We start from the raw sequence: 16593 nt of genomic DNA on the forward strand, positions 1-16593 counted from the left end.
GAGCGTTATCTATATTTATCAATGATTTATCGATAAATCTGCCCTCACACCCGGCTCTATCCTTACCTATGGACTTTATACCGTGGAGTCCGCGTCGGCCGATGGGGCGGGCGCCGGAAGCGGTGGCTTGAGGACCGGCGGTACCGCCTTCACCACCTCCTTGCGTTCGTCCTCCGGCACCAGCCGCCAGAGTTCGGTCATGCCGGTGCGGCCGCGCAGCGAACGGCCGCCCTGGCGGACCAGGGGGGCGGCGTCCTTGCCCTTGGCGACGGTGACGCCGCTGGTCAGCACGATCACCTCCGCATCGCCTTGCAGGGCGGCCGACAGCTCCTCGATGCGGGCGGCGACATTCACCGTATCGCCGACGATGGTGTAGTTGATCCGGCTGTCGGAGCCGATGTTGCCCACCACCACCGGCCCGCTGTGCAGGCCGACGCCGACATGGATCGGCGCCTGTCCTGCGGTCACCCGGCGGCGGTTGTCGGCGCGGATGGCGTGGTGGATGGCATGGGCGGCGCGCAGCGCGCGGGCGGCATGGTCCTCCTGCGCCTCGGGCGCTCCCCAGAAGGCCATCAGGGAATCGCCGATGAACTTGTCCACCGTTCCGCCTTCCGCCTCGATGCAGGCGGCGAGCAGGGTGAAATGCTCGTTCAGCAGGGTGGCGATGTCGGCGGCGGCCATATGCTCGGCCATGCGGGAAAAGCCGCGGATATCGGTGAACATCACCGTCACCTCGCGCTGCACCGACGCGATGCCGCCTTCGGTCTCGCGCTGGCGCATCAGGCGCAGCACCAGCGCCTTCGGCACATAGGTCTCGAACCAGCGCAGGCCGGCGACCATCGCGTTGAAGGCGGCGGCGGCGCGCGCCATCTCGCGCAGGCGGGAGTCCGGCAGCTCGGCGATGGCGCGGAATTCGAAGGCGCGGACGCGGTCGGCAGCCTCGGCCAGCAATGCCACCTGCCGGCTGATCCGACGCCCGACCAGCAGCGCGACCCCGACCGACACCAGCAGGATGGCGAAGCCGACCGCGCCGGTGATGTAGAGCCGGCGGATCTCGACGCCCATCTCGCCATCGCGATAGCCGATGCCGATGATCCAATCCTGCTGGCCGTAACCGGACATGCTGCGGGTCAGGAACATGTAATCGCTGCCGAGCACGCTGACGCCGCGCGCCTCCACCCGCTTCTTCAACGACTGCACCGGCACGCCGCTGGTCCACAGCGCCGCCAGCGGCGGGTCGTCCACCTGATCGATGCGCGGCAGCGGCGGCCCGTCGAGCTTGTTGGAGAAATCGAAGCTGCGCCCGACCAGCGCCGGGTGCGCCAGCACATGGGTCTGGTCGTACAGCACGAAGGCATTCAGCCCCTGCTCGACATACAGCACCGACAGGAAACGCGACAGGTCGCCCAGCGACACGCCGACCGCCACCTGCCCCAGATAACGGCCGTCGCGCCGCACCGGCTGATACAGGGTGACGAAGCTGTTCTGCGCCTCCTTCAGCCAGCGCGGATCGGCCCAGCTGGCCGCGCTGCGGTTGGGGCCGTCCAGCACCTCCGGCGGAACGTCGCTTTCGCCCTGGAGATCGATCGCCGTCACGGACAGGTCGCCGTTCAGCCGGCCGACCTGCACGCCCGTCAGGTCGGGCCGGATGAAGGCCAGGCCGGTGACGTCGGGGGCGCCGGCCAGCGCCCCGCGCAGCGTGTCGCCCATCGCAGTAGCGTCGCCGGCCCGCAATTCGCCGCGTTCGATCAGGCCGGCGACGAAGCGCGCCATCTCCCGCGCCGGGTCGAGTTGGTGGCGCACCCGGACCTCCACCCCCGCCAGCGCCAGATCGGCCTTGTCGTTCAGCAGGGCGAAGGTGTTGGTGCCGGCGCTGACCAGCCCCAGGACCAGGACGCTGGCGACCGCCGCCAGCATCAGCGACCCGAATCCGGCGACCAGCACCGCGGCGATCGGCAGCCGCAGCCGGCGGCGACCAGCCGGTTTCGGCGCCGGTTTCAGCGCCGACTGCGGCGCCGGCGTCACCGGGGCCGCCCCCGCGTCGCCAGCCGGCTTCGCAGCCGGCGCCGGAGCGGACGGGAGCGTCGGTGTGTGCGCGGAAGGGGCATCGGGCATGCGCGGCAGCCTACCCGCCCGCCCGCCCGGCGGCAACCCGCCGGGCGGTATCCTTACATGGATTTCATGGCGATCGGCCCGGGCTTCCGCCGCCGCTATTCTCCGACGATAACCTTCACCCGGCGGCCGGGCTCCAGCGGTGTGCCGGGCGGCAGGTCATTGATGATCCGGAACAATTCTTCGGCATAGGGTTCCTGCGGCATGCGGCGGACGAAGCCCGCCACGCCGTCGCCGGGCCGTACCGTCGCCAGCTGGATGCGGCGGGGGCGGTAGCGCGCGGCTTCCTCGGCGGTCAGCCGGTGGAAGCTGTTGGCCGCCGCCTGGAAATCGGCATCGAAACGAGACAGGGATCCGGCGGGCGCCAGAAAGGTGAAGCGGTACATCCGCCCATCCGGCGCGCGGATCGCGACCAGCCGGATGTCGGTGCTTTCGCCCTCGGCTTCGCCGCGGGTCGTGGCGGTCGCCGCGGGCATGCCGCCGATGGTGATGCGCTGGAGATTGCCCAGCGTGGCGCCCTTGCCCCAGACATCGCTCAGGAAGGCGGCAGGGTCGGGCACACCGGCCGCCGATCCGCCGTCAAAGGCCATGGCGGTGCCGTTCGTCCCCTTGGCGATCACCTGCTCCGCCCCGTTCAGCAGCGCATAGCCCTTCGGCACGGTGAAGGCGATGCCCAATTGCGGGTGGGCGAAAGTCCGGTCGCGGACATAGCCGTTCTCCGGACTGTCGCCATAGATCATGCCATCGACGGCCGCCAGATAGGGTTCGCGCGGTCGGGCGCCCCCCGGCGGCATGGCGCGGGCCAGATCGGCGGCGCGGCGGACGCGGTCTTCGGTCTGCGGATGGCTGGCGAAGAAATCGAAGCCGCCCTCTCCCTTGCCGCCCGCGCGCAGGCCCTGATACTGGCCGTCGCGCCGCAGGGTTTCCAGGAAGGTCGCCATGGCGAAGGGATCGTAGCCAGTACGGCGCAGGGTGTCGACGCCGAGTTGGTCGGCCTCCAGCTCCTGCTCGCGCGAGTAGCCGGCAACCATCGCGGTGCCGCCCAGCCCGGCGATCTGCGCCAGCGTGTCGCTGCCGAAAACCACCCCCACCCCGGCGGCAAGCAGCCCGGCGAGGGTCTGCCTCGTCTGGCGCTGGGCGGAGTGGCGGGCGGTGACGTGGCCGATCTCGTGCGCCAGCACGCCGGCCACCTCCGCCTCGTCCTTCGCCAGCGCCAGCAGCCCGCGGGTGACATAGACGTAGCCGCCGGGCAGGGCGAAGGCGTTGACCACGTCGCTGTCCAGCACGGTGAAGGTCCAGGGATCGCGCGCCCGGGCGGTGGTGGATGCCAGCTTGCGGCCGAGCTCCGCGACATAGCCCTGCAGCCGGGCGTCCTTCACGGCGCCGCCGAACTGGGCCAGGATCTTGGGATGCTCCTGCGCGCCCAGCGACGCCTCGTCGCCACCGGACAACACGGTATCCAGCAGCCCGGCCGAAGCCGGGGCGGGAGCGGTCAGGGCGGGGGCGGCCACGGCCAGCCACAGGACGGCCAGGGCGGTTCGGGCCAGGTCGGACGGGAACGGCTTGCGGAAGCGGGCATAGGTCGGCATACCGGACAAAACCCCGCCCGACGGCGGATGTTCCGCGAGGGCCGTGCCTCTCCATGCGAATTGCCCTGCTTCCGCTTCCGCGCCTGCTGCTAACGGCCCTGCTGATGTGCGGGCTTCCGCCGGTCGGCGGCGCCACGGCGGAGCCGTTGCGCGTCAGCGCGGTGCTGGACGGCGACACGCTGGAACTGGAGGACGGCCGCCGCGTCCGGCTGGCCGGGATCGAGGCGGCCAAGCCGCCACGCAGCGCCAATTCCCTTACCAATCCAGGCGACGCCCGCGGCTGGCCGCTGGCGGAGGCGGCGACGGCGGCACTGGCCGATCTGGCGCTCGGCCGCCGCGTCGTGCTGCATGGGCCGGCGCCGGTCGACCGGCATGGCCGGCTGCTCGCCCATCTGGTGCGGGACGACGGGCTTTGGCTGCAATCGGCGCTGCTGGTGCGCGGTCTTGCCCGCGTCCACACCCGCCCGGACTCCCGCGCCTACGCCGCCGAACTGCTGGCGGGGGAGGAGGAGGCGCGCGATGCCGGGCGCGGGATGTGGCGCAGCCGGGTCTACGCCGTGCGCGACGCCGCCGATCCGGAGACCCTGGTCCGCGACCGCGACGGCTTCCAGCTGGTGGAGGGGATCGTTCTGGCCGTCTCCAAAAGTGGCGGCGAGACCTATCTGGACTTCGGCGCCGACTGGCGCAGCGACGTCACCGTCCATATCGGCCGCACCGCCATGCGCGAGGTTACCCGTGCCGGCATCGACCCGCTTTCCTTCGAGGGGCGGCGGGTTCGCGTGCGGGGCTGGATCACGCTGCGCAACGGGCCGATGATCGAGATCACCCACCCCGAGCAGATCGAAAGGCTGGAACGCGGGCAACCGTCCGCCACCCCGCCGAGGCCCGACGGCGACGGCCTGTGGGACGAGGACGAAGCGGACGACGAACCGGAGGATGAATCTGAATGATGAAGCTGTCGATCGGATGCATGGCCGGGCGAATGGCCGGATGCCTGCCCGCCACCCTGTCCCTTCTGCTCGCCGCCTTGTGGATCTGTCCGGCACTGGCCGGAGGGCCGGAGCTGACGATCGCCGTCGCCGGAACGGAACGGGTCTTCGACCGCGATACCCTGCTGGCCCGGCCCGACGCGGTGAGCGTCGACATCCCCGCCGACGTGTCCTATGGCCGGCCGATGCGCTACCGCGCCGTGCCGCTCGCCAGCCTGTTGGGCACTGCCGACTTCCCTGCGGGTGCCGTGCTTGAGGGCGTGGCGTCGGATGGCTTCACCGCGCAGTTGCCGCCGGCGCTGTGCCTGCGCACCGGTCCCGACGGCGCCGTCGCCTTCCTGGCGGTGGAGCCGGCCGAACAGCCCTGGCCCAACCTTCCGGGCAAGGAGGTGTCCGCCGGTCCCTTCTATCTGGTGTGGGTGCGGCCGGAGGCCTCGGGGGTGCGCAGCGAGCAATGGCCCTACCAGCTGGCCCGCATCGTCGGCTCGGACGATCCCCTCCGGCGCTGGCCGCAGCTGGCGGTCGAGCCGGGACTGGCCGCCGACTCGCCCGCCCGGGCCGGGCAGGCGGTGTTCCTCACCCAGTGCATGGCCTGCCATACCCTGAACGGCGCCGGCAGCGCCACGATGGGCCCGGACCTGAACCGGCCGATGAACCCGACCGAATACCTCACGCCCGCCGGACTGAAGCGGCTGATCCGCGACCCGCGGTCCGTCCGGACATGGCCCGGCCAGCAGATGCCGGCCTTCGATCCGGCGATGCTGAACGATGCCGACCTGGACCGCGTCATCGCCTATCTGGGACATATGGCCGGACGGAAGAGCATGTGAAGGGGCATTCGCCCCCTCGCATGACGAGCGTCACGCCATGGCGTTGAAATCGTCCAGCAGGGTGGCGATGCGCCCGCTGTCGCTCTGGTCCATGATGACATGGGCGCGGCGGCTGGCTTCCATCAGGTCCATGGAGCGGATGCGCTTCTTGACCGCCGGAACCGCCAGCGGGGCCATCGACAGTTCGCGCACGCCCAGGCCCAGCAGCAGCGCGGTGTAGCGCGGATCGCCGGCGATCTCGCCGCAGACCGACACGGTGATGCGGGCACGCAGCGCCGCCTCGATGGTGAACTGGATCAGGCGCAGCACCGCCGGGTGCAGCGGATCGTAGAGGGTGGCAACCTGTTCGTCGGCACGGTCGATCGCCAGCGTGTATTGGGTCAGGTCGTTGGTGCCGATGGCGAAGAAGTCGGCGGCATAGGCCAGCGCGTCGGCCGACAAGGCCGCTCCCGGCACCTCCACCATCACCCCGACCGGCGGCAGCGGGTCGGCGATGGCGACGCCGCGGCGGCGCAGCCGGCGAGCGGCCTGCCCCATCATCTCGCGCACCTTCTGCACCTCGGCGACCGACGCGATCATCGGCAGCAGGATGCGCAGCGGCCCGTGGGCACCGGCGCGCAGCATGGCGGCGAGCTGGGTTTCCAGCAGCTTCGGTTCGCGCAGCCCCAGCCGGATGGCCCGCAGGCCGAGCGCCGGATTGGCGGGCTCGCCATAGCGACCGGCCATCCAGCCGGCCAGCTTCTCGCCGCCCAGATCCATCGTCCGGGCGGTGACAGTGCGGCCTCCCATCCCTTCGATCATGGTGCGCAGCACGTTGTACTGCTCATCCTCGTCGGGAAGATGGTCGCGGTTCATGAACAGGAACTCGGTCCGCAGCAGGCCGATGCCCTGGGCGCCATGCTCCAGCGCGTGGTCCAGGTCGCGGGGCAGCTCCAGGTTCGCCATCAGCGTCACGGCGGTGCCGTCGCGGGTGACGGCGGGCAGCTTGCGCAAGCTCTTCAATCCCTGGCGCTCGCGCTCGCGCGCGGCGCGGCGCTCGCTGTAATCGGCCAGGACATCGGCCGGCGGATCGATCAGCACGCGGCCCTGCAGCCCGTCGACGATCACCGTCACGCCGTTGCGCACGCCGGCCAGCAGGCCGGGCGCGCCCAGCACCGCCGGAAGCCCGAGCGAGCGGGCGAGGATGGCCGTGTGGCCCTCCGCCCCGCCCAGCACGGCGGCGAAGCCGACGACGACGGTCGGGTCGAGCAGCGCGGTGTCGGCGGGGGTAAGCTCCTCCGCCAGGATGATGCTGCCGGGGGGCAGGGTGCTGAAGGCCCGGTATTCCTGCTTCATCAGGTTGCGGGTCAGCCGCCGCCCGACCTCGCGGATGTCGTCGATGCGGCCGGCCAGATAGGCGTCGTCCATGGCGGCGAAGGTCGCGGCGATGGCGGCGATCTCCGCCTGGATGGCCGCCTCGGCGTTGATGCGCTCCTTCTTGATGCGGTGCTCGACCCCTCGGGTCAGCCGCGAGTTGGTGACCATCGACAGGTGGGCGTCCAGCAGGAAGCCGATTTCCTCCGACGCCGAGTCGGGCAGGACCAGCGCCTTGCTCTTCAGCTTCTTGATCTGGCGCCGCGCCTTGGTGGCCGCCTCGTTGAAGCGGGTGACCTCGGCCTCGATCGCATCGGGTTCGACGCTGTATTCCGGGATGGCGACCGCGCCGCTTTCCACCACATGGGCGGGGCCTATGGCGATGCCGGGCGACACGCCCAGCCCGCGCAGCGCGCGCGCAACGCCGCCGCCGCCGCCGCCGAAGCCTTCGCCGGACGGGGAGGGCGCGTGTCCGCCGCTAGGGCCGCCGCGGTCGGGACCGGCAACGGGGCCGTTGGCCGGGCCGGCCGGGGGCAGGTCACTCTTCATCGAACTTGCGGTTGATCAGGTCAAGGAGGGCAGCCATCGCCGCGTCGGCCTGGACGCCCATGGCGCGCAGTTCCACCGTGGTGCCGGGGCCGGCGGCCAGCATCATCAGCCCCATGATCGACTCGCCCGACACGACCGACTCGCCGCGGCGCACCGAGATCTCGGCGTCGAATGTGGCGACCAGCTTGACGAACTTGGCCGAGGCGCGCGCGTGCAGGCCGCGCTGGTTGGTGATGGTGGCGGTGCGGCGGAGTTCGCCGTCGGCGGGCGCCGTGTCGTCCGGGTGGCTCATTGCAGGCGGCTTCAGTCCGACAAGAGGGTGGAGGCGACGTTGATGTATTTCTGGCCGGCGTCGCGGGCGGCGATCACCGACTTGTCGAGCGGTTCGGTCTTCCGCACGCTGGCCAGCTTGATCAGCATCGGCAGGTTGACGCCGGCGATCACCTCGACCTTCGCCTTGTCCATGATGGAGATGGCGAGGTTGGACGGCGTGCCGCCGAACATGTCGGTCAGCACCACCACGCCAGAGCCGTCGTCGACCTCCGCCACCGAGTTCAGGATGTCCTGGCGGCGCTGTTCCATGTCGTCCTCCGGACCGATGCATACGGCACGCACCTGCTGCTGTTCGCCCACCACATGGAACAATGCGGCGATGAATTCCTCGGCCAGCCGTCCGTGGGTGACAAGAACCATACCGATCATGGGACATCCTTCAAGGTTGGGTCCTCCCCGGAGACCTGCGCCGTGCGGCTGCTACCCGCATCGCTTCTGGATCGTTGGTTGGACGTATGGTCGTCAAGGCGCAATTTGCATCATCCAAGGTTGCCGCCCGCCGTGCCTGCCGGCCCCGCACCGGTCCGCAGGCCCTGCCGGTCGAGCTCTCGGTGGCTCAGATTGACCCGCAGCCCCTGCTCCTTCAGCCAGCCGGCCAGCCGTTCGGCGACGAAGACCGAGCGGTGCTTGCCGCCAGTACAGCCGATCGCAATGGTCAGGTAGCTCTTGCCTTCCTGGTTGTAGCGCGGCAGCAGCGGACGCAGCAACTCCGTCAGGTTGCGGAAGAAGGCGGGAAAATCCGGATCGCTCTCCACCCGTGCGGCGACGGCCGGATTGAGGCCGGTCAGCGGCCGCAGCTCCGGGTCGTAGTGGGGGTTGACCAGGAACCGCACGTCGAAGACCAGGTCGGCCTCGCGCGGGAGGCCCTGGCGGAAGGAGAAGGAGGTCACGAACACCTGCAATGCGGCATGGGCGTCACGCTTGAAATGCCCGGACAGGATGCGCCGCAAATCATGAATGGACAGTTGCGTCGTGTCGATGGTGACGTCGGATTCTTCCCGCAACGGGAACAGCAGGGCGCGCTCGCGCTGGATGCCGTCGGGAACGGTGCGGTCCTCCGCCAGCGGGTGGCGGCGGCGCGTCTCGGTAAAGCGGCGCTGCAGCACCTCGTCGCCGCAATCCAGGAAGACCAGGCTGACCTCCAGGTCGTCGCGGCGGCGCAGTTCCTCCAGTTCATCCAGGAAATTCTGGGCGGAGAAGTCACGGGTGCGGCTGTCGATCACCAGGGCCAGCGGCCGGCGCCTGGGGTCGGCCTGCCGGATGAGGGCCCGGACCAGCGACAGGCGCAGATTGTCCACCGCCTCGTAACCGAGGTCCTCCAGCGCCTTCAGCGCCACCGACATGCCGGCGCCCGACAGGCCGGTGACCAGCACGACGCGCCCGCGGGCGGTGACCGCGGCATCGCCAGCATCGGCAGCAGCGGAATCGGACGCCGCGTCAGGGGTCATGACAGGGCCGGCTGGCTGGCGGGAACCCTGTTCAGCCGCCCGTCGCGCAGACAGGCAACCGCCAGACGGATCTTCGCGGGGGTGGAAGCGTCGAAGGCGTGCAGGCCCAGGCGCGGCATGGCGATACCCAGCAGCGTGTCGACCTCCGCCTCCGGCAGGCGGTCGACCGCATCGCGGGGCACGAGATCGACGACCAGCCCGACTTCGGCCGATGCGGCGGACGGAACCGGCAGGATGCCGACGCCGCGCACCTCCAGCAGCCCGGCGAGGGCCGGCGGGGCGGAAGCGGTCAAGCGGCCGGAATCGCCGGACAGCATGACCCGGTCATCCGCGACCAGCCGGGCGCCACCGTCGATCAGTCGCAAGGCCAAATCGGATTTTCCTCGTCCGGACTCCCCGCGCAGCAGCACGCCGATATCGGAGAGCAAGACGCAGGTGCCGTGAATCGTCACCATAGTCTGGCGAAGGTGAGACGTGCCGCCGGTTCTGTCAATGGAAACGGAACGGTCATCCGGCGGGTCAGGCGGGGAAACCTGACCGGGATCCCCCATCCGCTTCCGACCGTTCTTTCGGCATCGGCGGAGGCTTCGCCGACACGTCCATGGAACGCAGGCATAGAATGCACACATCGAGCACACCGGTCGGGCACGCGGATCGCCAGCTTACCCGGCCAAGACCGATACTCAGGCGCTGGCCGTCCCGCGGGCCGTGCGGCGGATGGCCTCCAGCTCCTCGGCCAGCGCGTCGCGGCGGCGGATCATCTCGTCCAGATCGTCCAATTCCGTCGCCTCCTGGCAGGCATCGCGGAAGTCCTTTTCCCGCTTCAGCCGAACCAGCAGGACCTTGTAGTTGTCCGCGATGCTGGCGAGGTGGCGCTGCGCGCCCTGGAGCGCTTCCGCCAGTTGGGTCCGCTCCTGTGCGGATTCCCGCATCAGGCGCGCCAGTTCCCCCTGTTGCCGCCCGGCATCGCGGATCAGCCGGGCCAGCCGGTAGCGGCGCAGGTCGACGACCTCGGCGTTTCCGGACACCTTGTCTCCGGATGCCTTGTCCGGGAAGGAGCGCAAGGGATCGCGGCCGGTGGGGAGCAAACCGGATATGGATGGAACGGATGTGGGAAAAACGGCCTCAGGCGACTCGGGCGGAACTGGATCAGGCATGGCAACCCCACATCTTTTGAGTCCTGGGGATGGACACCCGTCGGTCACCGTATGGAGCGAGGATTGAACAACCGGACCGCCATGGCCCGGTCGCCGCATCAGCCGGCAAGCGAGAACGACCTTGGGCATGATCGGTGGATATAGCCGGCTTGTCCACTGCCCAGTTGCAATGTTGTCCGTCTTTCCGCGATGCGGATTACAGCAATGGCAGGCTCACCACGAAGTCGGCACCGTCGATCCGCCCCTCCTGCGCATGACGATTTCGCACATAGATCGAACCATTGTGGGCACTGATTATTTGTTTCGCTATCGAGAGCCCGAGACCGGAGTGGGTTCCGAACTTTTCGCCTGCCGGGCGCTCGGTATAGAAGCGGTCGAAGATCGCTTCTTCCTTACCCGCCGGGATACCGGGCCCCTGGTCCGACACCACGACCGTGACGGTCCGGCCATGGCGCCTTGCGCTCAGCCGCACGGTGCCTTCGGGCGGCGAGAAGGACAGGGCGTTGTCGATCAGGTTCTGGAACACCTGGGTCAGCCGTCCTTCCAGCCCCGGCACCACCAGCTTTTCGCCCGCCGGCACCTCCACCACCACGCGCGGCGCCGGCGGCGGGCCAAGCCGATGTCCACCGGCCCCGCCGTCCGCCGCGTCATCGACGGTTTCCGCCATCGTCTGGCGCATCTCGGCCAGCATGGTCAGCAGCAAGCCGATGTCCACCGGTTCCGGCTCGGCGCGCGACAGCTCGGCATCGAGGCGCGACGCATTGGAAATGTCGCTGATCAGCCGGTCCAGCCGCTGCACGTCGTCGGCGATGATCGCCATCAGCCGGTCGCGGTGACGCGGGTCGCTGACGCGGCCGGCGGTCTCGACCGCGCTGCGCAGCGACGTCAGCGGGTTCTTGATCTCGTGGGCGACATCGGCGGCGAAGCGTTCGATGGCGTCCATCCGCGTCCACAGCGCGTCGGTCATCTCGCGCAGCACGCCGGACAGCTCGCCGATCTCGTCGCCGCGGCGGGTCAGGTCGGGGATGCCGGCATGGCGGCCGTGGCTGGTGCGCAGCCGGTCGGCGGCCTGGGCCAGCCTGCGGATCGGCCGGGCGATGGTGCCGGCCAGATAGAAGGACAGCGCGATCGTCACCAGCAGCGCCACCCCGAACACCCGCAGGATGTCGAAGCGGACGGAGCGGATGGCGCGGTCGATCTCGCCGCCGCCGCGGGTCAGCAGCACCGCGCCCAACACCTCGCGGTAGCGCTGCACCGGCACCGCCACCGTCAGCAGCAGTTCGGGCCCGACCCCGTCGCCGGCACCTTCGCGCTCCACCTGCCAGACGGTGGCTGCGGCCTCGCCACCCAACGCCCGCTCCACGTCCGGGTTGGCTTGCCCGGGCGCTTCCCGGTAGGCGGGCAGCCCTTCGCGGCTCGGCACCACGTCGATCAAGCGGGTGTAGAGGTCGTTGATCGCGCGCGACACCGGGTCGCCCGCCGGGGGGGCCGGCAGCTCGCGGATCTCGATGCGCCCCTGCGATCCGACCAGCACGCGGCTATCGGACAGCATGTGCCCCTCGATGTCGTACAGCCGGGTCCGGGTCGCCGTCGCCTCGGCCAGCCGGCGGATCATCGGCCGGGCCAGCTCGGGCGCCAGCTCGAACCGTTCGCCGCTCTCGTCGCCGGTGGGGGACGGGGCGGTCAGGATGCGGTTCACCGCCCCCTCGCCGAGCGCGGAGGCGAAGATGCGCGCCTCGGTCGCCAGCGCCTCGGTCTCGGCCTGGATCAGCCGGTCCTGGTAGCGGCCGAGATAGAGCAGGCCTGCCAGCAGCACCAGCAGCGCCAGGACGTTGACCGCCAGGATGCGCAGCGTCAGCGGCGACACGCCGCGCCGCCACCGGCCGCCGCCGGCCGCCGGCACCGCGCTACTCCTTGTACCGGTAGCCGACGCCATAGAGCGTTTCGATCTGGGCGAAGTCGGGGTCGACGGCCTTGAACTTCTTGCGCAGCCGCTTGATGTGGCTGTCGATGGTGCGGTCGTCGACATAGACATGCTCGCCATAGGCCGCGTCCATCAGCTGGTCGCGGTTCTTCACATGCCCCGGCCGCTGGGCCAGCGCCCGGACCAGCAGGAATTCGGTCACCGTCAGGTCGATCGGCTGGCCGTTCCAGCTGCAGGCATGGCGGGCGCCGTCCAGCAGCAGGGGACCCCGGGTGACGATCTGGCCTGGATCGGCGTCGGCGGTCTCGCCACGCAGCGCCTCGCGCCGCAGCAGCGCCCGGATGCGCTCGATCAGCAGGCGCTGCGAGAAGGGCTTCTTGATGTAGTCGTCCGCGCCCATGCGCAGGCCCATCAGCTCGTCCAGCTCGTCGTCCTTGCTGGTCAGGAAGATGACGGGCATTTGGCTGGTCTGACGCAGACGTTGCAGCAACTCCATCCCGTCCATACGCGGCATCTTGATGTCGAGCACGGCGAGGTCGGGGGGGCGTTGCGTCAGGCCGCGCAGCGCCTCGGCGCCGTCGGTATAGGTGCGCACGTCGAATCCTTCGGCTTCCAGGGCGATGGAGACCGAGGCCAGGATGTTGCGGTCGTCATCCACCAGGGCGACGGTGTGGGCCATGGTCGTAATGGGTTCCTGATGGGGCGGGAAGGGAGGGTTGCGGGAGGAGCCAGTAATGTTAGCGGAAACATCAGGCATAGGACGAGTGGTCTTTCCAATACTTATGCCAGAGTCCGGCCTGCAGCGGCAGTTTTCTCTTTTCCCGCAGCATTTGCATGGTCCAATATGGCGTCAATGCGGCACCGGACAACGGCGCTGCTCGGGAGAACGCACTCGTTTCGGCATGAGTTTTTCGAACGCCCTTCCTGCCTCATCTCCGTCCGGCACTGCTTCCGACGGGAGAGAGGGCGCGACGTCGTTGCCTGCCGGCCCGTCACCGGCCGAGCGCGCCCGGCGCCTGATGCGCGCCTGCGACCGCGCCGCGCTGGCGACCGCGCAGCGGACGGCGGACGGCCCGGCCGATGTGGACAGCCCGGCCGATGCCGCCGGCTGGCCCTACCCCTCGCTGGTCCTGGTGGCTCTCGACCAGGACGGCAGCCCGCTGCTTCTGCTGTCGACGCTTGCCGACCATACGCGCAACCTGTTGGCCGATGACCGGGTCGGCCTGCTGTTCGACGGCACCGCCGGGCTGGAGCGGCCGCTGACCGGCGCCCGCCTGTCGGTGCTGGGCCGGGCCACCCGGTCGGACGATCCGGCACACCGCGCCCGCTACCTGCGACGCCATCCCGATGCCGCCCTCTATGCCGGCTTCGCCGACTTCGCGATCTACCGCGTCTCGGTGGAACGCGCCCATCTGGTCGCCGGCTTCGGCCGCATCCACTGGCTGTCCGCTGCCGAGCTGGATTTCCCCGGCGCCGCTCCCGCCCTGGCGGCGGCGGAGGCCGATCTGATCGGCCGCCTGAATGCCGAGGGGTACGGCTCCCGGCTGGCCCCCTCCGCAAACGGAGCGGCGGACGGCTGGAGCGTGACCGGCGTGGATCCGGAGGGATGCGACCTGCGACGCGGGGGGTACGTCGCCCGCGTCGATTTTGAGCAGAGAATCCAGGACCCCGAATCGGCTAAACTGGCGCTGCACTTGCTGGCCGGGCCGCAGGACGGATCGGGACCAACCGGAGACGCAACATCCGGGATCGCAACAGCCGGGGAGACGGAGGGCCCTGACGGCCCCCGCCACCAAGGCCGGTGACCGGGGCCGGTGACCGACAAGAAACGGCAAGCGACAAAAAACGCCGACCGACAAGAAACGACAGAACGGCCGACGAAAAAAGAACCGAAGACCGAGAGAGACGAGCAGCCAACCGTCAGCCCGAACGACCAGCCGAGAGGTCGCTTCGACATCTCACGGACGCCGCACCAAAAACAAGAAAGCGGCGTGCGACCAGCGCAACCAGGAGAACACTTCAGTGGACCATAACGGATCGACCCGTTTCCCGTCCGGGCCATCGGCCCCCAGACCTGTCGCTTCAGGACCGCCTTTCGCACCGTATCGTCACCGCGCCCTTCCGGTGCCGCGGGCCGCGGCGGGCTGCCGGCCCGGCCGCCCGTTCGGACCGGCGCCGCGCTGACGCGGCGACTGCTTTCCATCTGACACGACTACGGACGAAAGAACGGCCGGATCGGCTGCGGGAGCCCGCAGAGGGCGCGCCCGGCGCGGCGATACCGGCCCAGCCTTCGAGAGGGACGACATGACTGGACATACGCGGACGCGGAACAAGAAGCTCCTGGCCTGGGTCGAGGAGATCGCGCTGAAATGCCAACCGGAGCGCGTTCACTGGTGCGACGGCTCGCAGGAGGAATATGACCGTCTCTGCAACGAGATGGTGGAAGCGGGCACCTTCATCCGCCTGAACGAGGCCAAGCGCCAAAACTCCTTCCTCTGCCGCTCCGATCCGGGCGACGTCGCCCGTGTCGAGGACAGCACCTACATCTGCTCGCGCACGCGGGAGGAGGCCGGTCCGACCAACAACTGGATGGCCCCGGAGGAGATGAAGGCCAAGCTGGACGCCATGTTCGAGGGCTGCATGCGCGGCCGCACCCTGTATGTGGTGCCGTTCAGCATGGGTCCGCTCGGCTCCGACATCGCGCATATCGGCGTGCAGATCTCCGACAGCCCCTATGTCGCCGTCAACATGCGCCTGATGACCCGCATGGGCCAGAAGGTGCTGGACATCCTGGGCGACGGCGATTTCGTTCCCTGCCTGCATTCGATCGGCGCCCCGCTGGAGCCCGGCCAGGCCGACGTGCCGTGGCCCTGCAACGCGCAGAACAAGTACATCGTCCATTTCCCCGAAGAGCACCGCATCGTCTCCTACGGCTCCGGCTATGGTGGCAATGCGCTGCTCGGCAAGAAGTGCTTCGCGCTGCGCATCGCGTCCTCCATGGGCCGCGAACAGGGCTGGCTGGCCGAGCATATGCTGATCCTGGGCGTGGAAAGCCCCACCGGCGAGAAGACCTATGTCGGCGCCGCCTTCCCGTCGGCCTGCGGCAAGACCAACTTCGCCATGCTGGTGCCGCCGAAGGAGTTCGAGGGCTGGAAGGTCCGCACCATCGGCGACGACATCGCCTGGATCAAGCCGCAGCCGGACGGCACGCTGCGCGCCATCAACCCGGAGGCCGGCTTCTTCGGCGTCGCCCCCGGCACCAGCGTCAAGTCGAACCCGAACGCGCTGAAGACGCTGGACCACAACGTCATCTTCACCAACGTCGCGCTGACCGACGACGGTGACGTGTGGTGGGAAGGCCTGACGGACGAGGCGCCGGAACACCTGATCGACTGGCAGGGCAAGGACTGGACCCCGGGGTCCGGCCGTCCCGCCGCCCATCCGAACTCCCGCTTCACCGCGCCTGCGGCACAGTGCCCGTCGATCGACCCGGCCTGGGAGGATCCGGCCGGCGTTCCGATCAGCGCCTTCATCTTCGGCGGCCGCCTGTCGAAGACCTTCCCGCTGGTGTTCGAGGCCTACAACTGGCGCGAGGGCGTCTATTGGGCCGCGACCATGGGCTCGGAGGCCACCGCCGCCGCCGTCGGCCAGGCCGCCATCCGGCGCGACCCGTTCGCCATGCTGCCTTTCTGCGGCTACAACATGGCGGATTACTGGAACCACTGGTTGTCGATGGAAGACAAGGTGGAAAACCTGCCGCGCATCTACCGCGTCAACTGGTTCCGCAAGGACGAGAACGGCAAGTTCGTCTGGCCGGGCTTCGGCGATAACATGCGCGTCCTGAAATGGATCGTCGACCGCGTCCGCGGGCGGGCCGGCGACGTCGCCGAATCGCCCTTCGGCTACTCGCCGCGCTACCAGGATCTGAACTGGTCGGGCCTGAACTTCCCAGCCGACAAGTTCGCCAAGATCATGGACATCGACCGCAAGGAGGCCGAAGCCGAGGCGAAGGACCAGGAGGAGCTGTTCAACCGCTTCGGCGACCGTCTGCCCGAGGAGATCGAGCAGCAGCGGGTGGCCGTCCTGAAGCGTCTGGAAACCAGCCCGGATGTCTGGCGCATCGGCTGACACCGGTCCCGGCCGGAAAACACCACACAGGTAAGGATAGGGGGCTGCCGCAAGGCGGCCCCTTTTTCCTTTGGCGGGCGATGATGAACGCGCCGTCATCCTTTCCCGGCAGCCGGCCGGCCGGCCGTTCCAGCGGCGGGACGAGTCCCCAGCCTTCCCAATAGTTTTTCCCTTGGTCCGG

At 69.4% G+C, this 16593-nt stretch carries 14 protein-coding genes; 4 read left to right on the top strand and 10 right to left on the bottom strand.

Annotation, left to right across the window (positions count from 1 at the left end; genetic code table 11):
- Positions 1–75 precede the first annotated feature (75 nt).
- Both AL072_RS04205 and AL072_RS04210 read right to left on the bottom strand, forming a co-directional pair.
- Positions 76–2025: an adenylate/guanylate cyclase domain-containing protein gene (locus tag AL072_RS04205; RefSeq protein WP_245636754.1), complete on the bottom strand. Its 1950-nt coding sequence runs from the start codon at positions 2023–2025 to the stop codon at positions 76–78.
- A gap of 185 nt (positions 2026–2210) precedes the next feature.
- Positions 2211–3701 carry a M48 family metalloprotease gene (locus AL072_RS04210; protein ID WP_045581383.1) on the bottom strand — a complete coding sequence of 497 codons (1491 nt, stop codon included), beginning with the start codon at positions 3699–3701 and terminating at the stop codon, positions 2211–2213.
- Positions 3702–3754: 53 nt separating this feature from the next.
- Between AL072_RS04210 and AL072_RS04215 the strand changes: the two genes are divergently transcribed.
- Together AL072_RS04215 and AL072_RS04220 are read left to right on the top strand one after the other, a co-directional pair.
- Positions 3755–4651 (top strand): thermonuclease family protein, encoded by an 897-nt coding sequence (locus tag AL072_RS04215; RefSeq protein WP_052709945.1) that lies wholly within the window; start codon positions 3755–3757, stop codon positions 4649–4651.
- Positions 4648–5520 carry a cytochrome c gene (locus AL072_RS04220; protein WP_082108860.1) on the top strand — a complete coding sequence of 291 codons (873 nt, stop codon included), beginning with the start codon at positions 4648–4650 and terminating at the stop codon, positions 5518–5520. The genes AL072_RS04215 and AL072_RS04220 overlap by 4 nt, the downstream gene beginning before the upstream one ends.
- A gap of 30 nt (positions 5521–5550) precedes the next feature.
- Here the strand turns inward: AL072_RS04220 and ptsP are convergent, their stop codons facing one another.
- The 8 genes from ptsP to AL072_RS04260 all read right to left on the bottom strand — a co-directional run bounded on the left by ptsP (position 5551) and on the right by AL072_RS04260 (position 12963).
- Positions 5551–7422, bottom strand: coding sequence for a phosphoenolpyruvate--protein phosphotransferase (gene ptsP / locus AL072_RS04225; protein ID WP_045581382.1), 1872 nt, complete (start codon positions 7420–7422; stop codon positions 5551–5553).
- Positions 7412–7714: an HPr family phosphocarrier protein gene (locus AL072_RS04230; protein ID WP_045581381.1), complete on the bottom strand. Its 303-nt coding sequence runs from the start codon at positions 7712–7714 to the stop codon at positions 7412–7414. Before AL072_RS04230 ends, ptsP begins: the two co-directional genes overlap by 11 nt.
- A gap of 11 nt (positions 7715–7725) precedes the next feature.
- The gene (locus AL072_RS04235) at positions 7726–8124 is read right to left on the bottom strand and encodes a PTS sugar transporter subunit IIA (protein WP_012972697.1); all 399 of its coding nucleotides are present in this window, start codon (positions 8122–8124) and stop codon (positions 7726–7728) included.
- 110 nt (positions 8125–8234) lie between these two features.
- The gene (gene rapZ / locus AL072_RS04240) at positions 8235–9203 is read right to left on the bottom strand and encodes an RNase adapter RapZ (RefSeq protein WP_045581380.1); all 969 of its coding nucleotides are present in this window, start codon (positions 9201–9203) and stop codon (positions 8235–8237) included.
- A complete protein-coding gene (locus AL072_RS04245; RefSeq protein WP_045581379.1) occupies positions 9200–9658 on the bottom strand; it encodes an HPr kinase/phosphorylase in 459 nt (152 codons plus the stop codon). Before AL072_RS04245 ends, rapZ begins: the two co-directional genes overlap by 4 nt.
- Positions 9659–9886: 228 nt before the next feature.
- Entirely contained in the window at positions 9887–10231 is a 345-nt protein-coding gene (locus AL072_RS04250; protein ID WP_245636755.1) for a hypothetical protein, read from the bottom strand.
- Positions 10232–10556: 325 nt separating this feature from the next.
- Entirely contained in the window at positions 10557–12296 is a 1740-nt protein-coding gene (locus AL072_RS04255) for a stimulus-sensing domain-containing protein (protein ID WP_045581378.1), read from the bottom strand.
- Entirely contained in the window at positions 12268–12963 is a 696-nt protein-coding gene (locus tag AL072_RS04260; RefSeq protein WP_045581377.1) for a response regulator transcription factor, read from the bottom strand. The genes AL072_RS04255 and AL072_RS04260 overlap by 29 nt, the downstream gene beginning before the upstream one ends.
- 298 nt (positions 12964–13261) lie before the next feature.
- Here AL072_RS04260 and AL072_RS04265 point away from each other — a divergent pair, with 298 nt between their 5' ends.
- Positions 13262–14089, top strand: coding sequence for a HugZ family pyridoxamine 5'-phosphate oxidase (locus AL072_RS04265; RefSeq protein ID WP_245636757.1), 828 nt, complete (start codon positions 13262–13264; stop codon positions 14087–14089).
- 499 nt (positions 14090–14588) lie between these two features.
- Positions 14589–16412 carry a phosphoenolpyruvate carboxykinase (GTP) gene (locus tag AL072_RS04270; RefSeq protein WP_045581375.1) on the top strand — a complete coding sequence of 608 codons (1824 nt, stop codon included), beginning with the start codon at positions 14589–14591 and terminating at the stop codon, positions 16410–16412.
- The last annotated feature ends 181 nt before the right edge of the window (positions 16413–16593 follow it).

The organism is Azospirillum thiophilum (assembly GCF_001305595.1).
Taxonomy (GTDB): domain Bacteria; phylum Pseudomonadota; class Alphaproteobacteria; order Azospirillales; family Azospirillaceae; genus Azospirillum; species Azospirillum thiophilum.